This window comes from Desulfosarcina sp. (assembly GCF_033791525.1).
Classification (GTDB): domain Bacteria; phylum Desulfobacterota; class Desulfobacteria; order Desulfobacterales; family Desulfosarcinaceae; genus Desulfosarcina.
The window spans coordinates 1-23,614 of record NZ_JASJGN010000186.1; the positions used below are offsets into that span (position 1 = coordinate 1).

24 protein-coding genes are annotated in these 23,614 nt (G+C 57.3%); 12 read left to right on the forward strand and 12 right to left on the reverse strand.

Features of this window, described 5'->3' with window-relative positions; translation table 11 throughout:
* Both QNK41_RS08830 and QNK41_RS08835 read left to right on the forward strand, forming a co-directional pair.
* A partial coding sequence (locus QNK41_RS08830) for a cysteine desulfurase family protein (RefSeq protein ID WP_319255846.1) occupies positions 1 to 1,065 on the forward strand: 1,065 nt, incomplete at its 5' end.
* The gene (locus QNK41_RS08835) at positions 1,062 to 1,655 is read left to right on the forward strand and encodes a DUF6398 domain-containing protein (RefSeq protein ID WP_319255848.1); all 594 of its coding nucleotides are present in this window, start codon (positions 1,062 to 1,064) and stop codon (positions 1,653 to 1,655) included. The genes QNK41_RS08830 and QNK41_RS08835, both read left to right, overlap by 4 nt.
* A gap of 124 nt (positions 1,656 to 1,779) precedes the next feature.
* On the opposite strand, the gene QNK41_RS08840 is transcribed toward QNK41_RS08835, so the two are convergent.
* From QNK41_RS08840 to QNK41_RS08890, 11 genes are all read right to left on the reverse strand, one after another.
* Positions 1,780 to 2,208 (reverse strand): Fur family transcriptional regulator, encoded by a 429-nt coding sequence (locus tag QNK41_RS08840; RefSeq protein ID WP_319255850.1) that lies wholly within the window; start codon positions 2,206 to 2,208, stop codon positions 1,780 to 1,782.
* 1 nt (position 2,209) lies between these two features.
* Positions 2,210 to 3,079 (reverse strand): metal ABC transporter permease, encoded by an 870-nt coding sequence (locus QNK41_RS08845; protein ID WP_319255852.1) that lies wholly within the window; start codon positions 3,077 to 3,079, stop codon positions 2,210 to 2,212.
* 3 nt (positions 3,080 to 3,082) lie between these two features.
* Positions 3,083 to 3,883: an ABC transporter ATP-binding protein gene (locus QNK41_RS08850; RefSeq protein WP_319255854.1), complete on the reverse strand. Its 801-nt coding sequence runs from the start codon at positions 3,881 to 3,883 to the stop codon at positions 3,083 to 3,085.
* Positions 3,870 to 4,673 (reverse strand): metal ABC transporter solute-binding protein, Zn/Mn family, encoded by an 804-nt coding sequence (locus QNK41_RS08855; RefSeq protein ID WP_319255856.1) that lies wholly within the window; start codon positions 4,671 to 4,673, stop codon positions 3,870 to 3,872. Before QNK41_RS08855 ends, QNK41_RS08850 begins: the two co-directional genes overlap by 14 nt.
* 255 nt (positions 4,674 to 4,928) lie before the next feature.
* Positions 4,929 to 5,681: a tetratricopeptide repeat protein gene (locus tag QNK41_RS08860; RefSeq protein WP_319255858.1), complete on the reverse strand. Its 753-nt coding sequence runs from the start codon at positions 5,679 to 5,681 to the stop codon at positions 4,929 to 4,931.
* Positions 5,678 to 7,405, reverse strand: a complete 1,728-nt coding sequence (locus tag QNK41_RS08865) for a BatD family protein (RefSeq protein WP_319255861.1) — start codon at positions 7,403 to 7,405, stop codon at positions 5,678 to 5,680. The genes QNK41_RS08860 and QNK41_RS08865 overlap by 4 nt, the downstream gene beginning before the upstream one ends.
* Before the next feature lie 222 nt (positions 7,406 to 7,627).
* Entirely contained in the window at positions 7,628 to 9,421 is a 1,794-nt protein-coding gene (locus tag QNK41_RS08870; RefSeq protein ID WP_319255863.1) for a VWA domain-containing protein, read from the reverse strand.
* A gap of 13 nt (positions 9,422 to 9,434) precedes the next feature.
* Positions 9,435 to 10,433, reverse strand: coding sequence for a VWA domain-containing protein (locus tag QNK41_RS08875; RefSeq protein WP_319255865.1), 999 nt, complete (start codon positions 10,431 to 10,433; stop codon positions 9,435 to 9,437).
* Between the two features lie 126 nt (positions 10,434 to 10,559).
* On the reverse strand, positions 10,560 to 11,147 hold the full coding sequence (locus QNK41_RS08880) for a DUF4381 family protein (RefSeq protein WP_319255867.1): 588 nt from the start codon (positions 11,145 to 11,147) through the stop codon (positions 10,560 to 10,562).
* A 233-nt stretch (positions 11,148 to 11,380) separates the two neighbouring features.
* Positions 11,381 to 12,271: a DUF58 domain-containing protein gene (locus tag QNK41_RS08885; protein ID WP_319255869.1), complete on the reverse strand. Its 891-nt coding sequence runs from the start codon at positions 12,269 to 12,271 to the stop codon at positions 11,381 to 11,383.
* A 117-nt stretch (positions 12,272 to 12,388) separates the two neighbouring features.
* Entirely contained in the window at positions 12,389 to 13,342 is a 954-nt protein-coding gene (locus QNK41_RS08890; protein ID WP_413815132.1) for an AAA family ATPase, read from the reverse strand.
* Between the two features lie 513 nt (positions 13,343 to 13,855).
* Between QNK41_RS08890 and QNK41_RS08895 the strand changes: the two genes are divergently transcribed.
* The 8 genes from QNK41_RS08895 to QNK41_RS08930 all read left to right on the forward strand — a co-directional run bounded on the left by QNK41_RS08895 (position 13,856) and on the right by QNK41_RS08930 (position 20,957).
* Positions 13,856 to 14,629 (forward strand): nitrilase-related carbon-nitrogen hydrolase, encoded by a 774-nt coding sequence (locus tag QNK41_RS08895; RefSeq protein ID WP_319255873.1) that lies wholly within the window; start codon positions 13,856 to 13,858, stop codon positions 14,627 to 14,629.
* A gap of 39 nt (positions 14,630 to 14,668) precedes the next feature.
* On the forward strand, positions 14,669 to 15,670 hold the full coding sequence (locus QNK41_RS08900) for a TRAP transporter substrate-binding protein (RefSeq protein WP_319255875.1): 1,002 nt from the start codon (positions 14,669 to 14,671) through the stop codon (positions 15,668 to 15,670).
* Positions 15,671 to 15,812: 142 nt separating this feature from the next.
* Positions 15,813 to 16,370 carry a TRAP transporter small permease gene (locus QNK41_RS08905; RefSeq protein ID WP_319255877.1) on the forward strand — a complete coding sequence of 186 codons (558 nt, stop codon included), beginning with the start codon at positions 15,813 to 15,815 and terminating at the stop codon, positions 16,368 to 16,370.
* The gene (locus QNK41_RS08910) at positions 16,370 to 17,665 is read left to right on the forward strand and encodes a TRAP transporter large permease subunit (RefSeq protein WP_319255880.1); all 1,296 of its coding nucleotides are present in this window, start codon (positions 16,370 to 16,372) and stop codon (positions 17,663 to 17,665) included. Before QNK41_RS08905 ends, QNK41_RS08910 begins: the two co-directional genes overlap by 1 nt.
* A 25-nt stretch (positions 17,666 to 17,690) precedes the next feature.
* Complete coding sequence (locus tag QNK41_RS08915) at positions 17,691 to 18,395, forward strand: DUF2848 domain-containing protein (RefSeq protein WP_319255882.1); 705 nt, start codon at positions 17,691 to 17,693, stop codon at positions 18,393 to 18,395.
* A 9-nt stretch (positions 18,396 to 18,404) separates the two neighbouring features.
* Positions 18,405 to 19,187 carry a 5-oxoprolinase subunit PxpA gene (locus QNK41_RS08920; RefSeq protein WP_319255884.1) on the forward strand — a complete coding sequence of 261 codons (783 nt, stop codon included), beginning with the start codon at positions 18,405 to 18,407 and terminating at the stop codon, positions 19,185 to 19,187.
* Between the two features lie 14 nt (positions 19,188 to 19,201).
* Complete coding sequence (gene pxpB / locus QNK41_RS08925) at positions 19,202 to 19,912, forward strand: 5-oxoprolinase subunit PxpB (RefSeq protein ID WP_319255886.1); 711 nt, start codon at positions 19,202 to 19,204, stop codon at positions 19,910 to 19,912.
* On the forward strand, positions 19,905 to 20,957 hold the full coding sequence (locus tag QNK41_RS08930; protein ID WP_319255888.1) for a biotin-dependent carboxyltransferase family protein: 1,053 nt from the start codon (positions 19,905 to 19,907) through the stop codon (positions 20,955 to 20,957). Before pxpB ends, QNK41_RS08930 begins: the two co-directional genes overlap by 8 nt.
* 73 nt (positions 20,958 to 21,030) lie before the next feature.
* Here QNK41_RS08930 and QNK41_RS08935 read toward each other — a convergent pair whose 3' ends face one another.
* Positions 21,031 to 21,807 carry an MBL fold metallo-hydrolase gene (locus QNK41_RS08935; RefSeq protein WP_319255890.1) on the reverse strand — a complete coding sequence of 259 codons (777 nt, stop codon included), beginning with the start codon at positions 21,805 to 21,807 and terminating at the stop codon, positions 21,031 to 21,033.
* 211 nt (positions 21,808 to 22,018) lie between these two features.
* On the opposite strand from QNK41_RS08935, the gene QNK41_RS08940 reads away from it, so the two are divergent.
* A complete protein-coding gene (locus QNK41_RS08940) occupies positions 22,019 to 22,906 on the forward strand; it encodes a diacylglycerol kinase family lipid kinase (protein WP_319255892.1) in 888 nt (295 codons plus the stop codon).
* Entirely contained in the window at positions 22,903 to 23,604 is a 702-nt protein-coding gene (locus tag QNK41_RS08945; protein ID WP_319255894.1) for a lysophospholipid acyltransferase family protein, read from the forward strand. Before QNK41_RS08940 ends, QNK41_RS08945 begins: the two co-directional genes overlap by 4 nt.
* The last annotated feature ends 10 nt before the right edge of the window (positions 23,605 to 23,614 follow it).

The window sequence follows — 23,614 nt, forward strand, 5'->3', positions numbered from 1 at the left end:
ACCGAATTCGGCAACCCGTCCAGTTCCCATTGGTACGGTATCCGCCCCAAAAGAGCGGTGGAAAAAGCCCGACAACAGGTGGCTGGTTTGCTCAATTGTCAAGCAGAGGAAGTGTTCTTTACCTCCGGCGGTACCGAATCCAACAACCATGCCATCAAAGGAATGGCCAGGGCCCTGAAGGGAAAAGGCCGCCATATCATCACAAGTACGGTGGAGCATCCGGCGGTTCTGGAGGTCTGCGAATACCTGAAAAACGAAGGGTTCCAGACCACCTGCGTGGATGTGGATGATACGGGCATGGTGAGGATGGAAACTGTTGCTGCCGCCATTCGTCCGGACACGATATTGATCACCATCATGCATGCCAACAACGAAGTGGGCACGATTCAGCCGATTAGCGAAATCGTCGCTTTGGCAAAGGAAAAAGAGATCTGCATCCACACCGATGCGGCCCAGAGCGTGGGCAAGATCCCCACGGATGTTCAAGCGATGGACGTGGATCTGCTCTCAATGGCCGGGCATAAAGTTTACGCCCCCAAGGGCATTGGTGTGCTGTATGTGAAGAAGGGGCTGCTGCCGGAAAAACTCTGCCACGGGGCGGGGCAGGAGACGGGATGGCGGGCAGGCACAGAAAACGTGCTGGCGATTGTGGGGTTGGGCAAGGCCTGCGAGATGGCTGAGCGCAGTATCGACTATGCCGGACAGCACCTGAAGGCCATGCGGGATCGGCTGCACAAGGGCTTGGAGGAGCAAATGAAGGATATCCGCCTCAACGGCCATCCTGAAAACCGTCTGCCCAACACCCTGAGCCTTTCTTTCAAGGGGCTGGTGGCCAACCGTATTTTAGAAGAGATCGGACTGGAAGTGGCCGCGTCGGCCGGTGCCGCATGCCATTCGGACACCATGATCCTGTCCCACGTCTTGGAAGCCATGCGGGTGCCCGTTGAGTGGGCCAAAGGAACGGTTCGCTTTTCGACAGGCCGCATGACCACGAGCGAACAGATCGATCGTGCCGTCTCTGTGGTGGACATAGCGGTGAAGCGGTTACGGATGGAAGGACAATGAATACCGTTGTAAAGGAGGACTTTGTGAGAACCGGGAAAAAAGCGCTTGACCCGAAGATATTGAGCCTCATCAAGGCGTTTTGCGACGCGCATTTGAACGATGAATATCATTCCTATGCGATGGGACTGATGGCTCGGATTACCTGCCAGCCTGATTTGAATTTGTCGCGGGGGCGACCAGAAATTTGGGCTGCAGCCATCGTTACCATTATTGCCCGCCTAAATTTCCTGTTCGACAAAGCCGATCCCGATGCAATTACCATGGGGGACATCAGCTCCTTTTTTGGTACAGTCAAGAGTACCACCGGCAACAAGGCTACTGCCCTCGAAAAGGCTTGCAATATAGGTATGTGCGAGCCGGGATTGTGTCGTGATGAAATAGCAGAGGCATTAACATTTTATGAAACCTCAAAAGGCTTCATCGTCCCAGTGGGCATGCTTAACGGCAGGCGTGAGGTTGTTAAGTCTACTGATGTAAGGGAACAAACACCAAAAAACAGCCCAACCAAGAACAAAAATAGGCAACCCGCCAAAAATAAAAAGGATGCCGGCGGAGATGATCGTCAACTAAGCTTGTTTGGCGATTTTTAGCTTTTAGAAGAACAGATACTGCCTGCCTGGGGACGGGGCTGCTTTCCCCATCTGTCGGGCGAGGTCCAGCGGGTGGTGATGATTCGGATGGTTGGTCTGGTCAGCTGGATAAATTGGAGGTGATTTACTTCATGCAGTTCTTGCAGATGCCATCCACGCGGACTTCCACCTTGTCGATGCGGCCGGGAAAGGTTTTCCACAATTCGTCGCTATCCACATTCAGGCTGTCCGGGGTCAAACAGTCCATCTGGCCGCAACGCTTGCAGTAAAAATGGGGATGGGGATGGTGGTTGGCATTGGGGGCCATGCCATAGTAAAAAGCCCGGCCGCCGGTGCTGATTCGATCCACCAGTTCATGTTCCACCAGCAGGTCCAGGATGCGGTAGACGGTAACCCGGTTGATGCTGCCGTTGCGTTCCAGGGTGTTGTAAATATCGGCGGCGGACAGGGGGAAGCTGTTGTTGCCGATGACTTCGAGCACACGAATCCGATTGTCGGTTGTATCCAGACGAGCGGCGTTCAGCAGGTCCTCATAATTACATTGATTGCACATGCTAGCTCCTCTGCGGATCCACTGCGCTGTTTTCTTCCGGGATCGGGGATGTCATTAACTTTCTTGGCTTGGGGACCAGCCGCTCAACCAGCAGGTTCAGGAAAAAAAATAGGCCGGCCACCATGATGATGGAAGCCCCCGAGGTGAGGTCAAAAGCGTAGGAAATCCACAGCCCGGCAACAGTAAACACCACGCCCAATACGCTGGATCCGATCATCATCTGCAACAGCGACCGGGCATGCTTTTCCATAATAAAGGGAGGAATGGTCAGCAGCGCAATCACAAGGATCAGTCCCACCACCTGGATCACCATCACCACGGTCACTGCCAGCATGCCGATGAGCAGAAAGTACAAGGCGGTTACCGGCACCCCGCGAATGCGGGCGAACTCTTCGTCGTAGGAGAGCGCCAGCAGGTCCTTGTAGTAGACCGCTACCAGGGCAACGATGCAAAAACCCATGACCATCATGATCCACAGGTCGGTGTCCGGTACGGTCAGGATGCTGCCGAACAGGTAGCTCATCAGATCCACGTTGTAGCCGGGGCTAAGGTCGACCAGGATGATGCCGCAAGCCATGCCCAGGGCCCAGATGACCCCGATGACGGTGTCGGCCCGGTGGCGGGCCTTCAGGGTCACGGCAGCCATGATCATGGCTGCTCCCAGTGAAAATCCCAGGGTCCCCGCCAGGTATGGCCAGCCGAAGTAAAATGCCAGGCCGATGCCACCATAGGCGGCGTGGGCGATGCCACCGGAAAGGAAAACGATACGGTTGACCACCACCAGGGTGCCCATGATGCCGCAGATGATGCTTGCAAGCAGACCGGCGGCCAGTGCATTGCGCATGAATTCGAACTGCAGGGCCTCGATCATCGATCACTCCTTGTGGTGCTGCAGCACCCGGTGGGGCAGGTGACCGTGGGTCACCAGTTCCACGGGGCAGACCTCTTCGACGGTGCACGGGTACATGGTCTCGAGCATGTCACCGGTGATTTCGGCCTGCCGGTGGTAGTGCAACCGGCCGTTCACACAGGCCACAGACTTCACGTAGGTGGAGATTACCAGCAGGTCGTGACTGACCACAATAATCGTGATGTCCCTGTTCAGCCGTTTGAGTAATCGGAAAAAGTCCGTCTGCCCCTTGGAATCGATGCTCGCCGTGGGTTCGTCCAGCAACAGCAGCCGGGGCCGGGTGACCAGGGCCCGGGCGATGAACACCCGCTGACGCTGGCCACCGGACAGTTCGCCGATGCGGCGATCGGCCAGGTCGGCCATGTCGATACGTCCCAGTGCCTCCAAGGCATCCCGGCGGTCCTGCTGCGCGTTGGTTGACCATCTTTTCCCGGGGGCCAGCTTGCCCATGAGCACCACGTCCAGGGCAGTAATGGGAAAACTGCGGTTGATGTGAACATCCTGGGGCACATAACCGATGTGATGGGAGACCCGTGGTGCCGGTTTTCCCATGACTCGGATCCGGCCCCGCTCCGGCTTGAGCAGTCCCAGCATGAGCCTGAGCAAGGTGGTTTTTCCGCCGCCATTGGGACCGATCATGGCGATGAAATCTCCCTCCCAGACCTCCAGATTGACGTTCTGGAGCACGCGCTGCCCGTTGTAGGCAAAGTCGAGATCCGAGATCTGGATGATGGGATCGCTGTTTGAGTGATTATTCGAAGGCATTTTTAAATTCCTCGGCCACCTGGCGCAAATTGTTTGCCCAGTCCTGGGCCAGCGGGTCGACCACGGCTACCCGCCCGCCGATCGCTTTTGATATCTGTTGAGCGCTTTTTGACGAGAACTGGGGCTGCGCGAAAACAACCTTGATCCGGTTCGACCGCGCCCGTTCGATCAGATCCTTGAGTTGCGCCGGTTTAGGGCTTTTGCCTTCGATTTCGATGGGTACCTGTTTCAGCCCGTAGGTGTGGGCAAATGTTCCCCAGGAGGGGTGAAACACCATGAACGGGGATCCCTTCAACCCGTCAAAGGTCGCTCTCAATTGATCATCCAGATCGACGATTTCCAGGATGAACGCCCGGTAATTGGCTTCGTAGGCCGACCGATGGGCCGGGTCAACGGCTTGAAGTGCCGTGAGGATCGACCGGGCCTGCAACATCACCAGGGGCGGCGAGAGCCAGATATGCGGATCGAGACCGCCCTGGTGATGATCGTCGCTATGCTCATTTTTCGTGTCGTGGTCATCATGGGGCGCCATGGGCAGCTTCATGATATCATGATCGGTGTGAACCACCTGCATGCGAGGATTCACGGCGGATATTTTGGCCAATTTTGCGGTCTCAAACTCGATGCCGATGGCAAAATAGAGCACCGTCTTGGACAGAGCAACCATCTGCTGAGGTTTGGGTTCATAGGTGTGCGGATCGGCGCCGGGTTCCACCAGCACATGCACATCGACAAGGTCCTTGCCAATTTGTTGCACGAAGTACCCTTGGGGGGCAATGCTGACGAACACGGGAACTCGTTCCGCCGCCCATCCGCTGGCTACAAGACCGCATATAAGAGCAGAAAAGATTAATATCGACCCTTTAATGTATTTCATTGCTCACCCTGCATGACGGGTTACGTTTATTTGTCTGCGGAACCACATTCAATGCAAATGTATTGCATTGAATGGGCCTTGGCAAGGTCTGATGGGAAAAATGCCTGATCATAGGGTTGGGCATAGGGATGCCCACTGTTTTCATTTTCAACGACATGTGGGAGGCAATCAGATTATTCCGGCTTCAGACCTTTTCACCCAGCCGATCTTATCCTCGGTGTAGCGGATGAGCAGGCGGGTGTCGGTTTCACGCTCGACGCGGACTCTGGTGCCGGCGTGCAGGACGAAAAGCTGGGTGGCGGTGTCTGTGAAACCGGAACGAACGGCTGCCTGTTCGGTTAGAATGACTGCGTAGCGCTCCTGGATGGCTTCGACATAGTTGAAGGCGGCAGTGGCGCAAAAAATCACCGTGGCGGCGGCAGTCAGAACGACGGAGGGGTGCAGGAGGCGTTTTTTCCGGACGACCAAAATCGACAGGGCAATCCATAGGGCCGCGTTGAGGAGAATGGCTATCCAGCCGACAGTTGAAGGACTTAACTGGTATTTCCAGAAAAAAAGGATACGCGACAGGGGCGAGTCCTTTTCGCCCCGTTCGTCTTTAGTCAGTGTCAGGGCGTATTCGTAGTTGAAGCGCAGATCCGGGTCATCCGGAATATGTTTCAGGGCCCGTTCGTACCACATCAGGGCTCGGCCCAGGTCATCGTTTTTCAAATAGGCATTGCCCAGGTTGTAGAAGAGCTTGCCACTGTTCACCCCACTCTCGGCAAGTCTTTCAAAAGCGGCGATGGCGGCCGGCCAGTCCCCGTTGCGGTAGGCTTCGGTGCCGTCCATGAAGGTTCGGGCGCTTTGCGTCGCCGGGGCAGTGGCGGCAACCGCCAGGAGCAGCGCGAGAATCCCGGCTGTCAGTAAAAAGCGCTTCATCGGGCCAGTCTCCGCACAGCCTGCCGGGTTCGACCCATCAGGTCCGTCCGCTTTTCTTCCTTGAGCCTGTCCCCGGAGTAGTTGAACGATTCGATCTCCTCCAGGAGCCGCGCAGCGGCGGTGGCATCATCCGCATTCCACCCAATTTTCAGCAGTTGATCGCTGGCCTCCGACCAGGTGAGGGAGGTGCCCATGACGCCCTGCCGGCCGAGGATGGCCGATACCAGCGCCCGGTAAAGGGCAGAGAGAAATTCGCCATCCGTGCTGTCGGCAGGGGCGGCGGATTTAAGCGCCTGTGTGGCCCGATCGGCCATGATTCGGCCCGGCGAGTCGTCTTTTTGGGCCATCTGCATTACGGTTCGGGCAGCCAGAAATACCAGCATTGGGATCGCCATAAAAAGGCCAAACCACAAGGGCGGCAGTGATCGTTGGGGTTTCAGGGCTTCCAGTCCCTCCTTCAGCGGGAGGATGTCCCTGCCGGTAAACTCGACCCGTTTTTTGAGCGAAGGGGTTTGCAAGGGGGTGCCCCGGAACACCTCGATGTCGGCCGACGCCGTCTCGGAAGGCGAGACGGTGACATCGAAAGCCGATGTCGATATGTCACGGTAACCACCAGTGTTTAAGTCGAAATAGGTCAATCCGACGGGGTCGATGCGATATCGGCCCGGCTGCACGGGGACCAGGGCCGTGCGGAAGATCTTGTTGCCTGAATAGCCTTGGGGGCCCGGTTTGATCTGCGTTTCGGGGTTGTCGGCATAGGCCTTGAATTCAGCCGGCGCGGGAATGGCCGGTTCAGGGGTATCCATGATGTTGCCGGTACCGCTGACGGTGACGGTCAATGTGGTTGAATCGCCCACCCGCAAGGCCGTCTTGTCCAGGCTGGCAGCCATCTCAAACCGGCCCACCAGACCGGAAAAGGAGGTTCCCGGCGGTCTTGGCGGCAAGTCTTTGACATGGACCGCAATGGGGTCGGTTTCCAGGATGCGGGTGGTCATTTGGCTGCGCCCGAAAAAAGCGTCCATTCCCGAGAAGGGCCGCGGCTGACGGTTGCGCTGCAGCATCCCCACCTGAAGCACCGCCGGTTCAATTTCCAATGTGCCCGTTTTAATCGGCACCAGGATGAACACCACGTCCGTTACGATGAACTCCCGTCCGTTGACCACCGTTCGATGGGATTGGCGGTCCTCCCGTTCCTCGGCGGTGAACCCATTGAATTCCGGGGCCTGGAACTTGGCGTCGGCCACCTGGACGGCGTTGAAAAGCCGGAAGGTATAGACCATCTGCTGACCGACCCACGGCGACGGATCCGACACCTCGGCGGTCACGTAGACATCGAGCTGGCCGCTGTCGGCCGGGGGGTCTCTGGCAATCGTGACGCCGATGGGGGTCGTATAATGAATCCTGCCGTCGATCGTCACCGGGATGGCCGGGATATTCAGATTGCCGGCTTTCAGGGGAATCAGAGCATAATTGTGGATCAGCTGGCGGGAGGTGCGGCCGTTTATCATCTGGAAGCTGCTGCTGGTTCCGTGGGAGACGGTCTTGAAATCGACGAGCCCGGAAAGGTCCACTTCACCCTCGCCGCCGTCGATGGCCACCTGCAGAGCGATGGACTCCCCCACGGTGGCCTGGTTGCGATCCACCACGGCACGCACGGCGGCGGCATCGGCGAATGCCGCGGCCGCCAGCAAGATCATTACAGTGATGGTAAGCGTTTTTCCCACTGATATTCTTATAAAAATTTGGTTGTCAGACGGTGTTGTAAAAAGTTCAAAATCAAGGCTTGCGGGCCGCTATAAAGCGAGCTTGAGCGAGCGAACAGCAAATCGATCTTCATCCTTACGGCGAACATTCATGTTCCATCCCGAAGAATGAGGCGTACATCATGTACACCGCAGTGACGAGGGATGAAGCGTAACGCCGATATTGAGCTTTTTTCGACGCCGTCACCAATCTTTCTCCACCGTCCGTCTGCCGGTGGCGGGCATGAGGGCCCGTCCCGGCTGATCTTCAAGGCGGTTCAGCATCCGTTCGGCCTGCTCAGGGTCGCCGGCCGCCTCACCTGGCTGGGCCGATTGAGGCTGGGCTGGTTGTTGCCCATTATTTTGGGGTTTATCGGCCCGGGCCTGCTTTTGTTTTTGTTGCTCGTCCATTTCATCGCCGAACTCGGGACGTTGCTGCTGCTGTTCACCATCCGGTCGGTTTTCCCGGGCGCCATCCTGTTCCTGATCCTCGGTTGATTGCGCATCCCCATCTTCTTTGGGTTGGGTTTCATTCTCCTGGCCCTGATCCTTCTTGTCCTGATTCTTCCGGTCGTCTCCCGATTGCTGCTGTTGCTGCTCCATGATCTTTTTTACGAAGGCCAGGTTCTCTTGGGTCTGTCGGTCGTCGGGATCGATGGCCAGCGCCGCTTTATAGTGGCCGATGGCCTCCTTGGCCCTGCCCCGTCGAAATTCGGCGTTGCCCAGGTTGTAAAGGGCCCTGCGTTTCAACTGCGTATCGTCGGTTTCCAGCGCCTGTTTGTAGTGTTCGGCCGCCGCATCGAAATTGCCGGTTTTATAGTAGCCATCGGCCACATTGTAAAGCGTTTCAGGCTTGTCCGGGGCATTGAGCTGGGCATCGGTGAAGTGCTTGAGGGCCTGTTCGAAGTCCCCTTTCTCATAGGCGGCAATGCCGTCTCGGGTGTCGCTGGCCTCGGCCGGCTGCTGCAATCCGAGTATCAGCATCGCCAATAGCGAGACAAGTAGGGTTTTGCGGGCAACGGGCAGCATCAGTTCGATCGCGAGGCAGAGCAGTGCCAGTGCCAGGGGCCACTGGAATCGATCCTCCCAGACCTGCTTGCGTCCCGAGGAGACCGTTTTCGCTTCCATCGTCCGACGGATTTCATCGGTGTAAATGGCGTCGAGGTCCATGTCCCCGGCTACGGAACGCACGTAGGTGCCGCCGGTGACCACGGCCATTTTCTTGAGCGTGTTTTCATCCAGACGAGAGAGCACAATTTGTCCGGAGCGATCTTTTTTGAATCCGCCGTCAGGTTCGGGAATCGGCACCCCGTCGCTGCTGCCTACACCGATGCAAAACAGTTTGATTTTATTTTCTTTCAAGGTCTCGGCCGCCTTCAACGGTTGGCCGCCGCCCGTGTTTTCACCGTCGGTGATCAGGATCACCGCTTTATCAGAAGCACTTTTCGGATCGAAGCTGTCCAGGGCCGTGGCCAGTGCCCTGGTAATGTCGGTGCCGCCCACCGGGAGATAATCGGGTGACAGCGAATTCAAAAACAGATTGAAGGCATCGTAATCTAAGGTTAGCGGACACTGCAGGAAGGCCGTGCCGGCAAAGGCCACCAACCCCACGCGGTCACCTTTCAGCATGGCCAGCAGGTCAAACACTTCACGTTTGGCGCGCTCCAGGCGGTTCGGTTGGATGTCGGCGGCGATCATAGAGCGCGAGCAGTCTAAAGCGATGATGATGTCCACCCCCTGCTGGCGGATCTCCTGCCAGCGATAGCCATATCTGGGCCCGGCCAGGGCCACGGCGGTGAAGAGTACCGTGCCCATGAGCAGGGATGCCTTGACCCACCGCCGGCTGCCGACGGTGTCCGGGGCGATCACGTCGAGGCCGTGGGCGGAGGAAAAACGGTGCATGATTTCACGCCGCCGTCGCGTCCCGTAAACGATCACCAGAAACAACACCGGCACGGCCCAGATGAAAAACAGCATTTCGGTTCTGAAAAAAGTCATGGCTTAAAAAACATCATGGAATGATTAGGTACCTCGTGTTGCGCAAGATCACGTAAAGGGTCAGCATCGCCAGTGCCGGAATCAACAGCCAGGGGTAGATTTCGTTGTATTCGGCAAAGATGTCCACCTTGACCGCGGTGGTTTCCATGGCGTCGATGGTGTCATAGATCTGTTGCAGGCCTTCCAGGTTCTCGGCCCGGAAATAGAGCCCCCCGGTCTTGTCGGCAATGGTGCGCAGGGTGTCTTCGTCGATATTTACCTGCTGGTACACGTAGCGTTCGCCGAACAGGGGGTCCTTGAACAGATAGGGTGCTTTTCCCCGGGTGCCCACACCGATGGTGTAGATCTTGACCCCTTTTTGCGCGGCGATTTCGCCGGCAGTATCCGGTGAGAGCTCGCCGGCATTGCTCTGCCCGTCGGTGAGCAGGATGATGATATTGGACCGGCTCTCGATGTCGGCCAGCCGTTTCAAAGAGATACCGATGGCATCGCCGATGGCCGTGCTTTTGCCGGCGGCACCGATCTCCAGGCGGTCCAGAATGCTGACCAAGGTGTTATAGTCCCGGGTCAGGGGCAGCTGCGTGTACGCATGGGTGCCGAAGACCACCATGCCGATGCGGTCACCGCTGCGCTTGGAGACGAATTCCTGCACCACCCCTTTGACCGCCTCCAGCCGGTTGACGACGCGTCCCTTTTTCTTGAAATCGAGGGCGGCCATGCTTTCGGACAGGTCAAGCGCCAGCACGATGTTGACGCCTTTGGTGAGCACTTCGGTGCGTTCGGTACCCCACTGGGGCCGGGCCAGGGCCACCACCATCAGGCAAAGGACCGCGTATTTGATGGCCGGCACCAGGCGGCGCAGCCGCAGGGCCGGAGATGCCGGGATGCCCGCTGCGGGGAACAGGGCGCTGCTGGCCATGGTGGGCGTCCGGTGCCGCAGGTAACGATACCAGATCATCGCCGGTAAAAGCGGCATGAGCAAGAGAAAATAGGGTGATGCGAAGCGTAACATAAGTATCTTAAATCACAATAATCAAAATACAAATAACAAATAAATCACAACTGCCCAAAACTCAAATTCCAAACCACATGATCTTGCAATGATCTCGGTTGCCAATTGAAAATTGAAGTTTGGGATTTATTTGAGATTTGGGATTTGTTTTTTGGAATTTTCATAATTTGATGAGAGCAAGGTGTTTTCTTCCATACCATCCTCTTTATCATTCCCATTGACCGTAAACGTGGTTTTACGCACAAATTCCCGGGCAAACAACAGATCCGTTTCCATCTGTTTTTCCATTGCCGTTTCGCTGCCGAACTTGACCGGATCCATGGCCCGGCAAAGGACTCTCAGTCGTTGGGCCAGACCTTTGTCCATGTTCAACCGATCGATGCGGGGTATGAACTCTTCGGTGGTCATCTCCGGCGCGCCCACCGCGAAGCGTCCGAAAACATATTGCCGCAGAATTGCTGAAAGTCGAAAGTAAAAGGTTTTGCCGTCCAGCCGTCGTACATCGGCAATGTGATCAAGGGCTTGCATGGCCGTCAGCTCCGGTGGCAGTTCGGGCACGATGGTTTCGACGGCCCGGTTCTTATTGCGTTTTTTCCAGAACCACCAGCCTGCTGCCAGAATTAACGCTGCGGCCAGGGCCAGCAGTGAAGGGACCAGCCAGGGTGCATCGATGCCCACCGATACCGGTGGCTGGATGTCGTGGATGTCGGTCATCGATGCCGGGGTCTTTGGGGGGGGCGATTCAGTTGCCGCCAGCGGGCCGGCAGGGGCTACTGTTTCCTCGCCCGTAACCTGAGCCACTTGAAGGAAAGTAAACAGAAAGAAAACAATCCCGGCTATATAGAGTTTAAGATAGTGTTTTTGGCAAGGCCAGAGGGAGAACGCTGTATTAGAAATACCGCGACGACTGATAACGCAGTCCAAAAACAGTATCTCAAATGCTAACATCATCGCCGCCGCCGCTCCCGGTATCTGAAATAGCGCACCAGGGCATCTGCCGTATCGCCGTCAGTGGGCATTTCGATACAGTCCATGTCCATGGTCTTATGGGTTTGTAAAATCCGTTCGTGTACCGCCTGTCGGCTGGCCTGGAAACGCTCACGGGTGGTCCGGTCCGAGGCGTCCAGGTAGCGCACGACTCCGGTTTCAAGGTCCTGAAAGGCGACAATGCCCCCGTCGGGCAGCTGAAATTCCCCGGGATCGGTGACCAGGACGCTGATCAGTTCGTGTTTCCTGGCGGCCGAACGTATCCGCAGGGTGGTGTTTCGGCCGAAATCCTCGGTCAGAAAATCGGAAACCAGGAAGGCCACGGTGCGTTTGCGGCAGACCCGGGCCAGAAAATCCACCGCTTCGACGATATCGGTTCCGGCGTGCTCAGGCTGGAAAGTGAAAATTTCACGGATGAGCCGCCAGACGTGGGCCGACCCTTTTTTGGGAGGGATGTAGCGCTCCACCTGATCGGTGAACAGAATGGCCCCGGCCTTATCGTTGTTACGGATGGCGTTGAAGGCCAGGATGGCGGCGATTTCCGCGGCGGTCTCCCGCTTGATGCTCTGCGTGGTGCCGAAGCGGCCGGAGCCGCTCATGTCTACCAGAAGCATGACCACCTGCTCTCGCTCCTCCCGATAGCGTTTGATGAAAGGCTTTCCCATGCGGGCCGACACCTTCCAGTCAATGCTTTTCACCTCGTCTCCGGGCGTGTACTCACGCACCTCTTCAAACTCGATGCCAGCCCCACGAAACACCGAACGGTACTGTCCGGCCATCATCGTGTTGACCATGCGGCCGGTTTTGATGTGGACTTTCTTGATTTTCTTGATGAGATCGGAGGAAAGCATGATTGTCGCTGGCGCTCGAAAATGCAAATTGAAGGATTAAATTCGTTTATATTCAAAAACAGACCGGTTACTTGTTTTGAACCCTGAACCCTGAACCCTGAACCCTGAACCCTGACCTTACGGTACCTCCACCGAATCAAAGATGCGGCCGATGATTTGATCCGTGCCGATATCCTCTGCTTCGGCCTCATAAGTCAACAGGATCCGGTGGCGCAGCACGGCCGGGGCAATGGTCTTCACATCCTGGGGCGTCACGTAGGCCCGGCCCTGCAAAAAGGCGTAGGCCCGGGCGGCCAGGCTCAGGAAGATGGTGGCCCGGGGCGAAGCCCCGAACTGGATGTAATGGGAGACATCGACATGGTAGGCTGCCGGGTTGCGCGTGGCAAAAACCAGGTCCACGATGTAGTCTTTGAGCTTTTCGTCCATGTACACGCCGTTGATCAAACCACCGATAGCGATGATCTCCACCGGGTCCAGCACCGGCTGAACGGCTTTCGGGGCGTCGAAGCCGACCCGATTCATGATCTCCTTCTCCTCGACCTTGTCCGGGTAATCGATCAGAATCTTGAGCATGAAGCGGTCCACCTGAGCCTCGGGCAGCGGGTAGGTGCCCTCCTGTTCGATGGGGTTCTGGGTGGCCATGACCAGAAAGGGGTCGGCCAGCGGGAAGGTGGTGTCGCCGATGGTGACCTGGCGTTCCTGCATGGCTTCCAAGAGCGCCGATTGAACCTTGGAAGGGGCCCGGTTTATTTCGTCGGCCAGGATGATGTTGTTAAACAGTGGGCCTTTTTTTATGCTGAAGTCACCGGTTTTGGGGCGGTAGATCTCCGTTCCCACCAGGTCGGCCGGCAGCAGGTCGGGGGTGAACTGGATGCGTTTGAAGTCGGCGTGAACCGTGTCGGCCAGGGCCTTGACCGCACTGGTTTTGGCCAGGCCCGGTACGCCCTCGATCAGAATGTGCCCCCGGGTGAACAGCCCCATGAGCAGGCCGTCGATGAGATCCCGCTGGCCCACCAGAACTTTGCCGATCTCTTCCCGGATCCGGTTGACCACGAGATGCTTTTCTTCAATCTGAGCTTTCAGTTCTTCCAGTGGCACGACATTCTCCTTTAGCCCAATGGTCGGGTATTTGTGCAAGTGGATTCCCGGCAGAGGCCCGTCGGGATTTAAATCAAGGGGAAAATAGATGAGGAACCCGGTATTGTCAAGGTGCTTGAAACCGATGGTAGTGGACCTGCGGATCATGACGCGCTATTTGAACGGGGTAGCAAAAAAGCGGTAAGCGGTTTCGGAAAAGATGTCTCAAGGACCGGTTGGCGGATGTGCCGGATTCTTTTTGCCGAAGCCAATCCTCGGTCTATGCAGGCCTGTGATGTCGCATCGCCAGCAGCGTCATCTTGCATGCCTGTGGTCGCTAATTTGTCTGATCGAATGAAGGTCAACTTCGTTCTTTGACATGCGAACAACGAACAAGTGCGCGTGGTGCACGTGAACTATATTTTGCTTGCTGACCCGCGTTGTGATATGTAGAAACATCTGTATTCCCCGATGATTCGGCAGTCAACGCCCAAAATAATTTGCATCATGAAAGTCACCAGTATCCAGTTGGGAAGGCGGGAGGTATCAAAAGCGGAAGCGACGGCGCATGCCCTGGCGTTGGTGGATCAGGCATCGTCGAGTGAGCTGATCCTTCTGCCGGAAATGTGGCCTTCCGGTTTTTTCCGTTTTGACCGCTACCCGGTCGATGCCGAACCCATTGACGGGCCTGTCGTCCAGGCGTTCAGGGAAAAGGCCGCGGCGATAGGACGCCACATTTTGATGGGCAGTTTTGTCGAACGGAGAACGGAAGGGCTGTACAATACCAGTTTGCTGATTGACTCCCAAGGGAACGTGACCGCCGCTTACCGCAAAATTCACTTGTTCGGCTACCAGTCCAGCGAGCGCGACCTGCTCACCCGCGGCACAGAAGTAGTCGTGACCGACACGCCGTGGGGGAGAGTCGGATTGGCCACCTGCTACGATCTGCGGTTTCCGGAACAGTTTCGCAAAATGGTCGATCTCGGTGCGGTTTTTTTTCTGGTGGTTTCTGCTTGGCCGGCGGTTCGCCTGGAACCCTGGGTCCTTTTCAATCGTGTACGGGCCATGGAGAATCAGGCTTTTCTAATATCGTGCAACTGCGCCGGTATGGATGCCGGATCAGCCTACGCGGGTAACAGCATGATGGTCGACCCGTTGGGAAACGTCCTGGCCCAGGGGAAAGATAAAGAATGTCTGATTACGGTGGAAGTCGACATTGATCAAGTGGCGTCTGTGCGCAAAGAGTTCAGTGCGCTGCATGACCGGGTCGATCTGGGATAGATTTTGCCCAACTTAACCAATTTTGAAAGGAGTCCTCTCATGTCAAAAAAACTGTGGGTAGCCTTTGGTCTGGTCTTGTGCGTTGTGTTGATCGGAAATCCTGCGGCGGCCGTCGTGGAACTGAACATCGCTACCACTTACAGCGGCGCCAATATGCACGCCGAAACCTGCCGCGAATTTGCCAAGCGGATCAACGAGGCACTGACTGGAGAAGTCCTCATCACGGTGCACGAAGGCGGGGCCCTGGGGCTCAAGGACGAAGACCGCTTCACGGCCGTAGCCGACAGCATTGTGCCGATTCAGAGCGTGCTGATGGGTGCCGCCGTGGGAACGTCGCCGATTTTCGGTCTCAGCACCTCGCCTTTTCTGATCAAGGGTTTCAAGGAGGCCAAACTCCTCCTGGAAATCGTTCGGCCGCATTACGATGCGGAGGCCAAAAAATTCAACCAGATGATTCTGTATACGGCGCCCTGGCCACCCAGCTCAATTCATGCCAACCGGCCGATCAAAAAATACGAGGATCTGCAAGGGCTGCGTATCCGGACCTATGACAAGAACGGCACTGAGGTCCTTAAAAAGGGCGGGGCAAACGCCGTCGTCATGTCATGGGGGGACGTTTATCCCGCTCTGGCGACCAAAACCATCGACTCGGTTCTGACGTCGTCCCAGAGCGCGGTTGCCGGCAAATTCTGGGAAGTACTTTCGGACACCACCCGCGTCAACTTCGCCATTCCGCTGAACATGATCAATATCAACCTGGACAGCTTCAATGCTCTGACCCCCAAACAGCAGGCGGTCTTTGTGAAGATCGGCAAGGAGATGGAACTCCGCCAGTGGCAGATTGCCGAAGAGGCTATGGTCAACGATGAGAAAACCTGTGCCGATAACGGCATGACCATTACCACCGAGGTGCCCGACGAACTGGCCGCCAAACTTAAGGCCAGCGGTCAGGATGTCATTAACGACTGGCTGAAAAAGACGGGCAAGGTCGGTAAGGAAGTTCTGGCAACGTTTGACAAAGAAAGCAAAAAACTCAAATAGGAACGATCGATTTCTCCACGGGGGCCGTGATTTTCGGCCCCTGACAACCTGTGTGTTTTCAGTCCCCCCGGCTAACGGCCGCAAATGCCCGACGCCGGCATCAGCGAGGTGGGCTTGCAGGCACCAACCCATGGATATTGCCATGAACGCGCCACCCGAGGAGAAAAAACATCCGCTTTTTGCGGTTCTGGTGAACCCGATCAACCGGCTTTCCGATGTCGGCGCTACCCTGTCGGCCCTGATTTTTTGCGGGATGGTCCTGCTGATCCTGTCCGAGGTCATTCTCAGAAACTTCCTGGGATCCTCCACTGAGGTTTCCGGTGAGTATTCGGGGTACGCTCTGGCGGCCATGATTTATCTCGGTATGGGATTCTCTTTCAGGGAGGACGCCCATATACGAATCACCTTTTTACGGGAAAGACTGGGGGCCATGAGCGCCTTTGTGCTGGAGATCGGCTGCCTGGTGTTCGTGATGATTTTGTCCGGTCTGTCATGTGTTTTCATCTGGGAACTGGTCCTGACTTCCAAAGCCCGAAATCTCACGGCCTACACGCCGGCCGAGACACCCCTGTATATCCCGCAGGCCATCATCCTTGTGGGGATGGCCCTGCTGACCCTCCAGATCTTCGCCCGTCTCACCGCCCTGATCGTTGGAGGATTCCAACAATACAAAGTCGCCCACGACGCCGGGAAAAATTGATGAACGTCACGCTTGTTACCGTAATGTTACTGCTTTTCGGGCTGCTGGGGTCCGGGGTTTGGATCGCCATGTCGCTGATTGCCACCGCCGGCATATCGATGCAGCTCCTGACCAACATGCCGGTGGCCAAGATCTGGGCGCAGGCCATGTGGAACAGCTTGAACAGCTGGTCCCTGGCAGCCTTGCCGATGTTCATTTTTCTCGGAGAGATGATTCTGCGAACGAGGATGTCCGACCTGCTTTTCGAGGGTTTGCGACCTTTTGTTCAAATCATTCCCGGCCGCCTGCTGCACATCAACATTCTCGGTTCGGCGATTTTTGCGGCCGTTTCGGGATCGTCGCCGGCCACGGCGGCCACGATCGGTAAAATCACCCTGCGCCAGTTGAAAGAAGATGGTTACGACACGCAGCTCAGCCACGGTTCCCTGGCCGGGGCCGGGACCCTGGGGCTGCTTATCCCCCCCAGCATCGTGCTGATCATCTACGGGGTGCTGGCCGAAGAGTCCATCGGCCAGCTGTTTATGGCCGGTGTAATTCCGGGGTTGATGGTCGCCGGACTTTGCATGAGCTACGTCATCGTCCGGGTCTTGCTCAACCCGAGCCTGGCCCCGGTTAAAAGGCAAAGATTCGATCTCAAGGCCAAACTCCTGGCGGTGGTCAAGCTGTTGCCGGTGTCGACATTGATTCTGTTCATCCTGGGCTCAATCTATTCCGGCCTGGCCACACCATCCGAGGCCGCGGCTGTCGGTGCCGTGGGGTCTGTGATCGCGGCGGCGCTGCTGGGAGACCTGAAGTGGTCGAACCTGGTCGAAGCCATCAAGGGAACGATCAAGACATCTGCCATGATCTGTTTCATCATTGCCGGAGCGAGTTTTCTGGCGGTGGCCATGGGCTACCTCAAGCTGCCGGCCCAGGTCGCGGCCTTTATCGGGTCCCTGGGATTGAGCCCCTACATGCTGATCGCCATTTTGACCTTGTTCTACATGTTTCTGGGTTTCTTTCTCGACGGCATCTCGATGATCGTCATGACCCTGCCGATTACCCTTCCCCTGGTGGTTCAGGCGGGGTTCAACCCGGTCTGGTATGGAATTTTCCTGACGCTCGTCATCGAGGTCGGCCAAATTACCCCGCCGGTGGGATTCAATTTGTTCGTTATTCAGGGGTTAACCGGAGACCGGCTGGAAAACATCGCCATGGCCGCGATTCCCTTTTTTCTGTTGATTTTTTTAACGGTGATTTTGATCACCCTGTTCCCGATGATTGTCATGATCCTGCCGATGCAGATGGCAGGGTAATAACTGTGAGGAAGGATGCCCTGTTATGCGAGTCGAGCTTGAGTTGACCGTCAACCGGTTGAACCGAGAGCCGGAAAAGATTGTGTTCAGCGCCAAACGGATGTTCAACGCGGGCTGGGTCGGCAGCGACCGCAAGGCCCTGCAGCACCACATTGATGAACTGGCAGAGGTCGGCGTCGCCGCACCGAAGCACATTCCCACCCTGCTGGCCTTGGGCAACCATTTGCTGACCCATAGCCGCCAAATTCAGGTGCACGGACCGCAGACATCGGGAGAAGTGGAATGGGTGCTGTTGTGGCACCACGGAGAGATATTGGTGACTGTCGGATCGGATCACACTGACCGAAAACTGGAGTCGGTGTCGGTGGCCAAATCCAAGAACATGTGCCTCAACGTCATCGCCCGGGAACTGTGGTCCTATGAAGAGGTCAAGGACCATTTCGATCAGCTCCAACTGCACTGCACGGTCACACGCAGCGGGAAGGTATCGCTTTACCAGGAGGATTGCTGCGGGGCGATCTTGCCCCCTGCATACTGGATCGAAGATCTTGAAAAGCGTCTGGGCGGGATCAAGGACGGACTAGTGCTTTTTTCGGGAACGATCGGCACGGTGGAAGGCCTTGTCGCCGGTGACAGGTATGACTTTAAACTGTACGATCCGGTTTTAAACCGCACCGTTGACCATGGTTATGACTGCAAGGTGATGGCCGGCGCAATAGAGACCTATTAGGGAGGTAACATGACCGCCAACAGCATAGATCTCAACTGTGACATGGGCGAGAGCTTCGGCGCTTACCAGATCGGGATGGACGAGTCCGTGATTGCGTATATTTCTTCGGCCAATATCGCCTGTGGGTGGCACGCGGGCGACCCCATGGTAATGGATCGCACGATCCGAATGGCCAAGGAAAATGGCGTCAGTCCCGGTGCGCATCCCGGATATCCCGACCTGATGGGGTTTGGGCGTCGGGATATGAACCTAAGCCGCGATGAAATTCGAAACTACATGATCTATCAAATCGGTGCGCTGCAAGGTTTTTGCGCGGCCCACGACCTTAAACTCAACCACGTCAAGCCTCACGGCAGCCTCTATCTGTCCGCCGTTGCTAACGAAGACGTTGCCCGCGGGATTGCCGAGGCCATTACCGCCGTCGACCCGGACCTGTACTACATGGCCCTGGCCGGCCAGAAGGGGGAACTCGTCGCCGGCATCGGCAAAGAGATGGGCCTGAAGGTCATTCGAGAGGCGTTTCCGGATCGTGCCTACACGCCCGAAGGCACCCTCGTGCCCCGCAGCCGGCCGGGCGCGGTGATCAGGGACCCCGCGGACGTCTCCGCCCGGGCGCTCTTGATGGCCCGGGATGGTGTTGTCGTGGCGGTCGACGGAAGACGGATCCCGTTGGAAGCCCAGACGCTTTGCGTCCACGGCGATACGCCGGGGGCCGTCGACCTGGTCCGGCAGATCCGCCAGACATTGGAAAACGAGAATATCAGGGTCGCCCCCTTTGCCGGCGGCCAGTAACGGACGCAGTGGCCGTGGACAGTCTACGCTTCGACCGACCGAAATTTCGCCTGGCCGGCGACAGGGGCCTGCTGGTGGAGTTCGGCGATGCCATCACCCCAGAAATCAATCAATCCGTGCGGGCGATGACCTTTGCGCTGGAGACGGCGGCAGTTCCCGGTGTCCGCGAGGTGATCCCCACCTACCGTTCGGTGGTTGTTGTTTACGATCCTCTGACAACCAACCCTTCACTGCTATCGCCCCTGATTCTATCCCTTCACGAGGGGTTGGCCCGGATTGATACGCCTGCCCCGAAAGAAAGCGTCATTCCGGTTTGCTACGGCGGGGAATACGGGCCGGACATCGCCTTTGTTGCCGAGCATAACCACATCGGGACCGATGACGTCATCCGCCTCCATTCGGAACCCAGTTACCCCATTTACATGCTGGGATTTTCCCCGGGATTCCCTTTCCTGGGAGGGCTATCGGAGAAACTGCACACCCCCCGTCTGACTTCCCCGCGAATGCGGGTTCTGGCCGGCTCCGTCGGCATTGCCAACAACCAAACCGGGATCTATCCGATCGCCAGTCCGGGCGGCTGGCAGCTCATCGGCCGGTCGCCCGTGCGGCTCTTTGACCCAGAAAGGCCGGACCCCTTTCTCTTGCGTGCAGGCGATACCCTCCGGTTCGAGCCGATCACGCCGGACGAGTACCAACGACGTGCCGTCGGAGACGAACATGACTGACATCTTCAACGTGCTGTCGCCGGGTGCCTACACGACCGTTCAGGATCTGGGGCGATTCGGTTGGCAACCGTTTGGCGTCCCGCCCAGCGGCATGCTGGATGATTTCGCCGGGCGCATCGCCAACATGCTGGTGGGAAACCCCGACTCGGCGGCGTTGCTGGAGCTGACCTTTTCCGGCCCTACCCTGAAGATCCTCGCTCCGGCGAGCATCGCATTGACGGGCGCGGACATGCCGTTTTCGATCAACGGCGCCCCGGCCGCAGGCTGGTGCGCGGTGCCCGTTCAGCCCGGGGATACGGTGACCGTCGGCATGGCCAGAAGCGGCTGCCGCGGGTATTTGGCGGTCTCGCAAGGCATCGATGTGCCCCTAGTCATGGGAAGCCGTTCCTGCTATGTCGGTGCGGCGATCGGCGGCTTCAACGGGCGGCCCCTTCAGGCAGGCGATTGCCTGAGGCGCGGTCCCGGCGAGGCCGATTACCTGGCGCGCCGGGTGCCGGCGGAGCTGGTCCCGGCGTATCCGTCCGAGATCACCTTGCGGGCGATCCCCGGCCCTCAGGACGATTTCTTCGATCATGGCCTGGATGTTTTTTTCAACACATCGTTTACCGTGTCGCCCCAGGCCGACCGCATGGGCTGCCGGCTCCAGGGGTCGGTCATCTCCCAGATCGAGGCCATGCCCCAGAGCATCATTTCAGAACCGAGTCTGCCGGGAGGGGTGCAGATACCCCAGGACGGGCAGCCGATCATCCTGCTGAGCGAACAGACGGTCGGGGGATACACCAAGATTGCGACCGTGATTTCCAGCGATATTCCGCGTGTCGCCCAGGCCCTTCCGGGAGACCGCATCCGATTTGAACGCATCGACATAGACGCCGCTCATGCGGTTTATCACCGCCAGACATCGCTTTTGGAGCGGATTCGTAACGAAATGAAGCTGTCGGCAGCCGAGCAGCGGATCAGACGCGATAGGCCCGATCCTGTGGCCGTTGACTGGAACTCACAGGTGGTTGTCGATAAACTCATTCATTGCTTGTACCAGACGTAATGGCCCTTAGGTCGGGCAAGGCGCACTGTCGTCGACATGGGTGGGACAGGCTGAAACATTGCGCCATTTCCCATCAGGAGAGGCGCACCGCTTTCGGTTCCAGACCGGGGCCTGGGAAAAAGTTCAGCGTGACCTCGGCGGCCGCGGTGAGATAGGCGGGTGTGCCGTCTGCCTGCAGGCGAAACGGCCGGTCGTGACCTGGTACGATTTCGGTGGCGTTGGCCATTACCCAGTCATAGTTGCTGAGGGCGGCGGATTGGGAAAAGAAAGCCGGCGGCGCCATTCGGTTGGCAAATTCCCAGGCATTTTTAACCCCGTCGCCGGCCATCAGAATTTTTTCCCGGGATAGAAAGAGGCCGGCCTGGCCGGGTGTGTGGCCCGGCAGGGCGACCACCCTCACGTCAGGGAAAAGCTCGCTGCCGTCAAGGACCGTTTGGAACCGGTCTTTCAGACTCAGGATCGTCGCCGCGGGTACGTAAGGATCCCGGTGTTCCCTGTATTCCCCATCCAGGACGTAGCGGAGCTCACGTTCGCTCACAAAGAGTGGGATGTCTGCGAACAGATCGATGTTCTGGCAGTGATCGTAGTGCAGGTGGGAGATAAAAACAGCGTCCAGTGCCTGCGGGTCCAGCGACAGCGCCTGCAGCCGCTCAATCAACAGGCTGCGATCGCCATAGGAGCCGGTATCAAAAAGAATCCGAAGCCCCCCTGTCTCGATCAGGGCAACCGTTGACCAGCCCAATGCACCGCGGGTGGAAGAAACCGGGATGCCCGGAAGGAGAATGGTGTAGCGCTGGCGGGACCTGTCCGCCGCGCCCACGGGGTCGATCGGTGTCGCCTGTTTCTGCATGTGAGGATTCCTTTCGTCAGTGGAATTGCCGGGTCAGGTACGGGCAATTGCTGTATATACATGCACGGTTTTCGCATATTTAATACGATCAATGCGCATGGGGTTTTCCCGCCAATCTACCAAAAAAAACCTGGGTTGTCATGGAAATCGCCAGCGATTTGGTTGCTGCCCGGCGAATCTCGAAAAAAGAAAGGATCTTGAGCTACCGTCCATGGCCATTGCACTGATTGCCAACCCCAGCGCCGGAGGAAAAAAGGGGTCACACATTATTCCCCGGGTGGAGGCCCTGCTTCGCCGGCACCGCATTGACTTCCGGATTTTCATCACCCAGCACCATACCCATGCCATCGATATCGCTCGCAACCTCACACCCGCATACTTTGATGGCGTCGTGTCTTTAGGCGGCGACGGCACCAATTTCCATGTTCTCAATGGCCTTATGAAGTATCACGACCCTGCCAGCCTGCCTCCGCTGGGCATTATCCCGGTGGGCAGCGGCAACTCCTTTGCCCGGGACCTTGGCATCTGCACCACGGCAGACGGTATCCGGGCACTGATCAGAGGAGAGACGCGACCGGTGGACGTGTGCAGTTTTACCCAGGATGGGCAGCCCTGGTATTTCGTCAATCTTACTGGATTCGGCTTCGTTACCGATGTGGCCCAGACGGCCCACCGATTGAAACGGTTCGGCGATTTCAGCTATGTACTGGGAGTCTTCCACCGGATGCTGGGGCTGCGGTTCCACCGGATGAAACTGGAACTCGACGGCAGGCGAATCAAAGGGGAAAACTGCTTCGTAGAGTTCTGTAATTCCCGGTATACCGGGGGCAAAATGCTCATGGCGCCGGATGCGACGATCGACGATGGCTGGTTCGACGTGGTGGTCGTGGGGCCAATGAGCCGCCATTCACTGATGGCCACCTTTCCAAAAATCTTCAAGGGCACACACGGGCAGAATCCGGCGGTGCAATTTTACCGGGCCAAGACGGCTTGGGTGGAAACCGACCCACCCAAGACCCTGTTGCCGGATGGTGAGCTGTTCGGATCAACGCCGACGCAGATTGCCATTCATCCCCGACGGGTCAGGTACTTCGCATGAAAGTGTTGCGATCGGCAACGTTGTGGGCCATGGGGGCGGCTTTTTTTGTGTTGACCTTCGTCATTCTTTCCACCGGCCTGTTTCTGTTATCCCGGGAACGGGTTTTTACCCTGGTCCACTTTCTTTTTTCCGTGCAGACCAAAATAATGGGCATTCGGCTCAAGGTGACGGGACTGGCTGGTCTGGATCGGACGCGGACTTATTTAATCATGGGTAATCACCAGAGTCTGTTCGACCTGTTCGTGATTCCTGCCGCCATCCCTTTGACCTATGTGGCCGTGGAGGCGGCCTACCATTTTTCGATTCCCTTGTGGGGCAGTTTAGTCACCCGATGGGGATGCATCCCCATCTATCGGAACAACCTGGAAAAAGCCAAGCAGAGTCTGGAGATTGCCAGGCAGCGGCTGCGCGAGGGATCATCCATCATCATCCTGCCCGAAGGTCACCGGACGCTCACCGGAGAGATGGGTGAGTTCAAAAAAGGCCCTTTTCACCTGGCCTGCCGGGCGGGGGCGGATATCCTGCCATTTGCCATCAGCGGCCTTTTTGAATACCATCCAAAGGGAACGTTTCATCTATATCCCAGACCGGTGCGCGTATCCATCGGGCCGGTGATTCCCTATGCGGTGTGCACTCGCATGACGCCGGAACAACTGCGGACGCATGTTCGCGGTGTCATCGCCGATCTGGCCTTGTAGTACCGGTTTC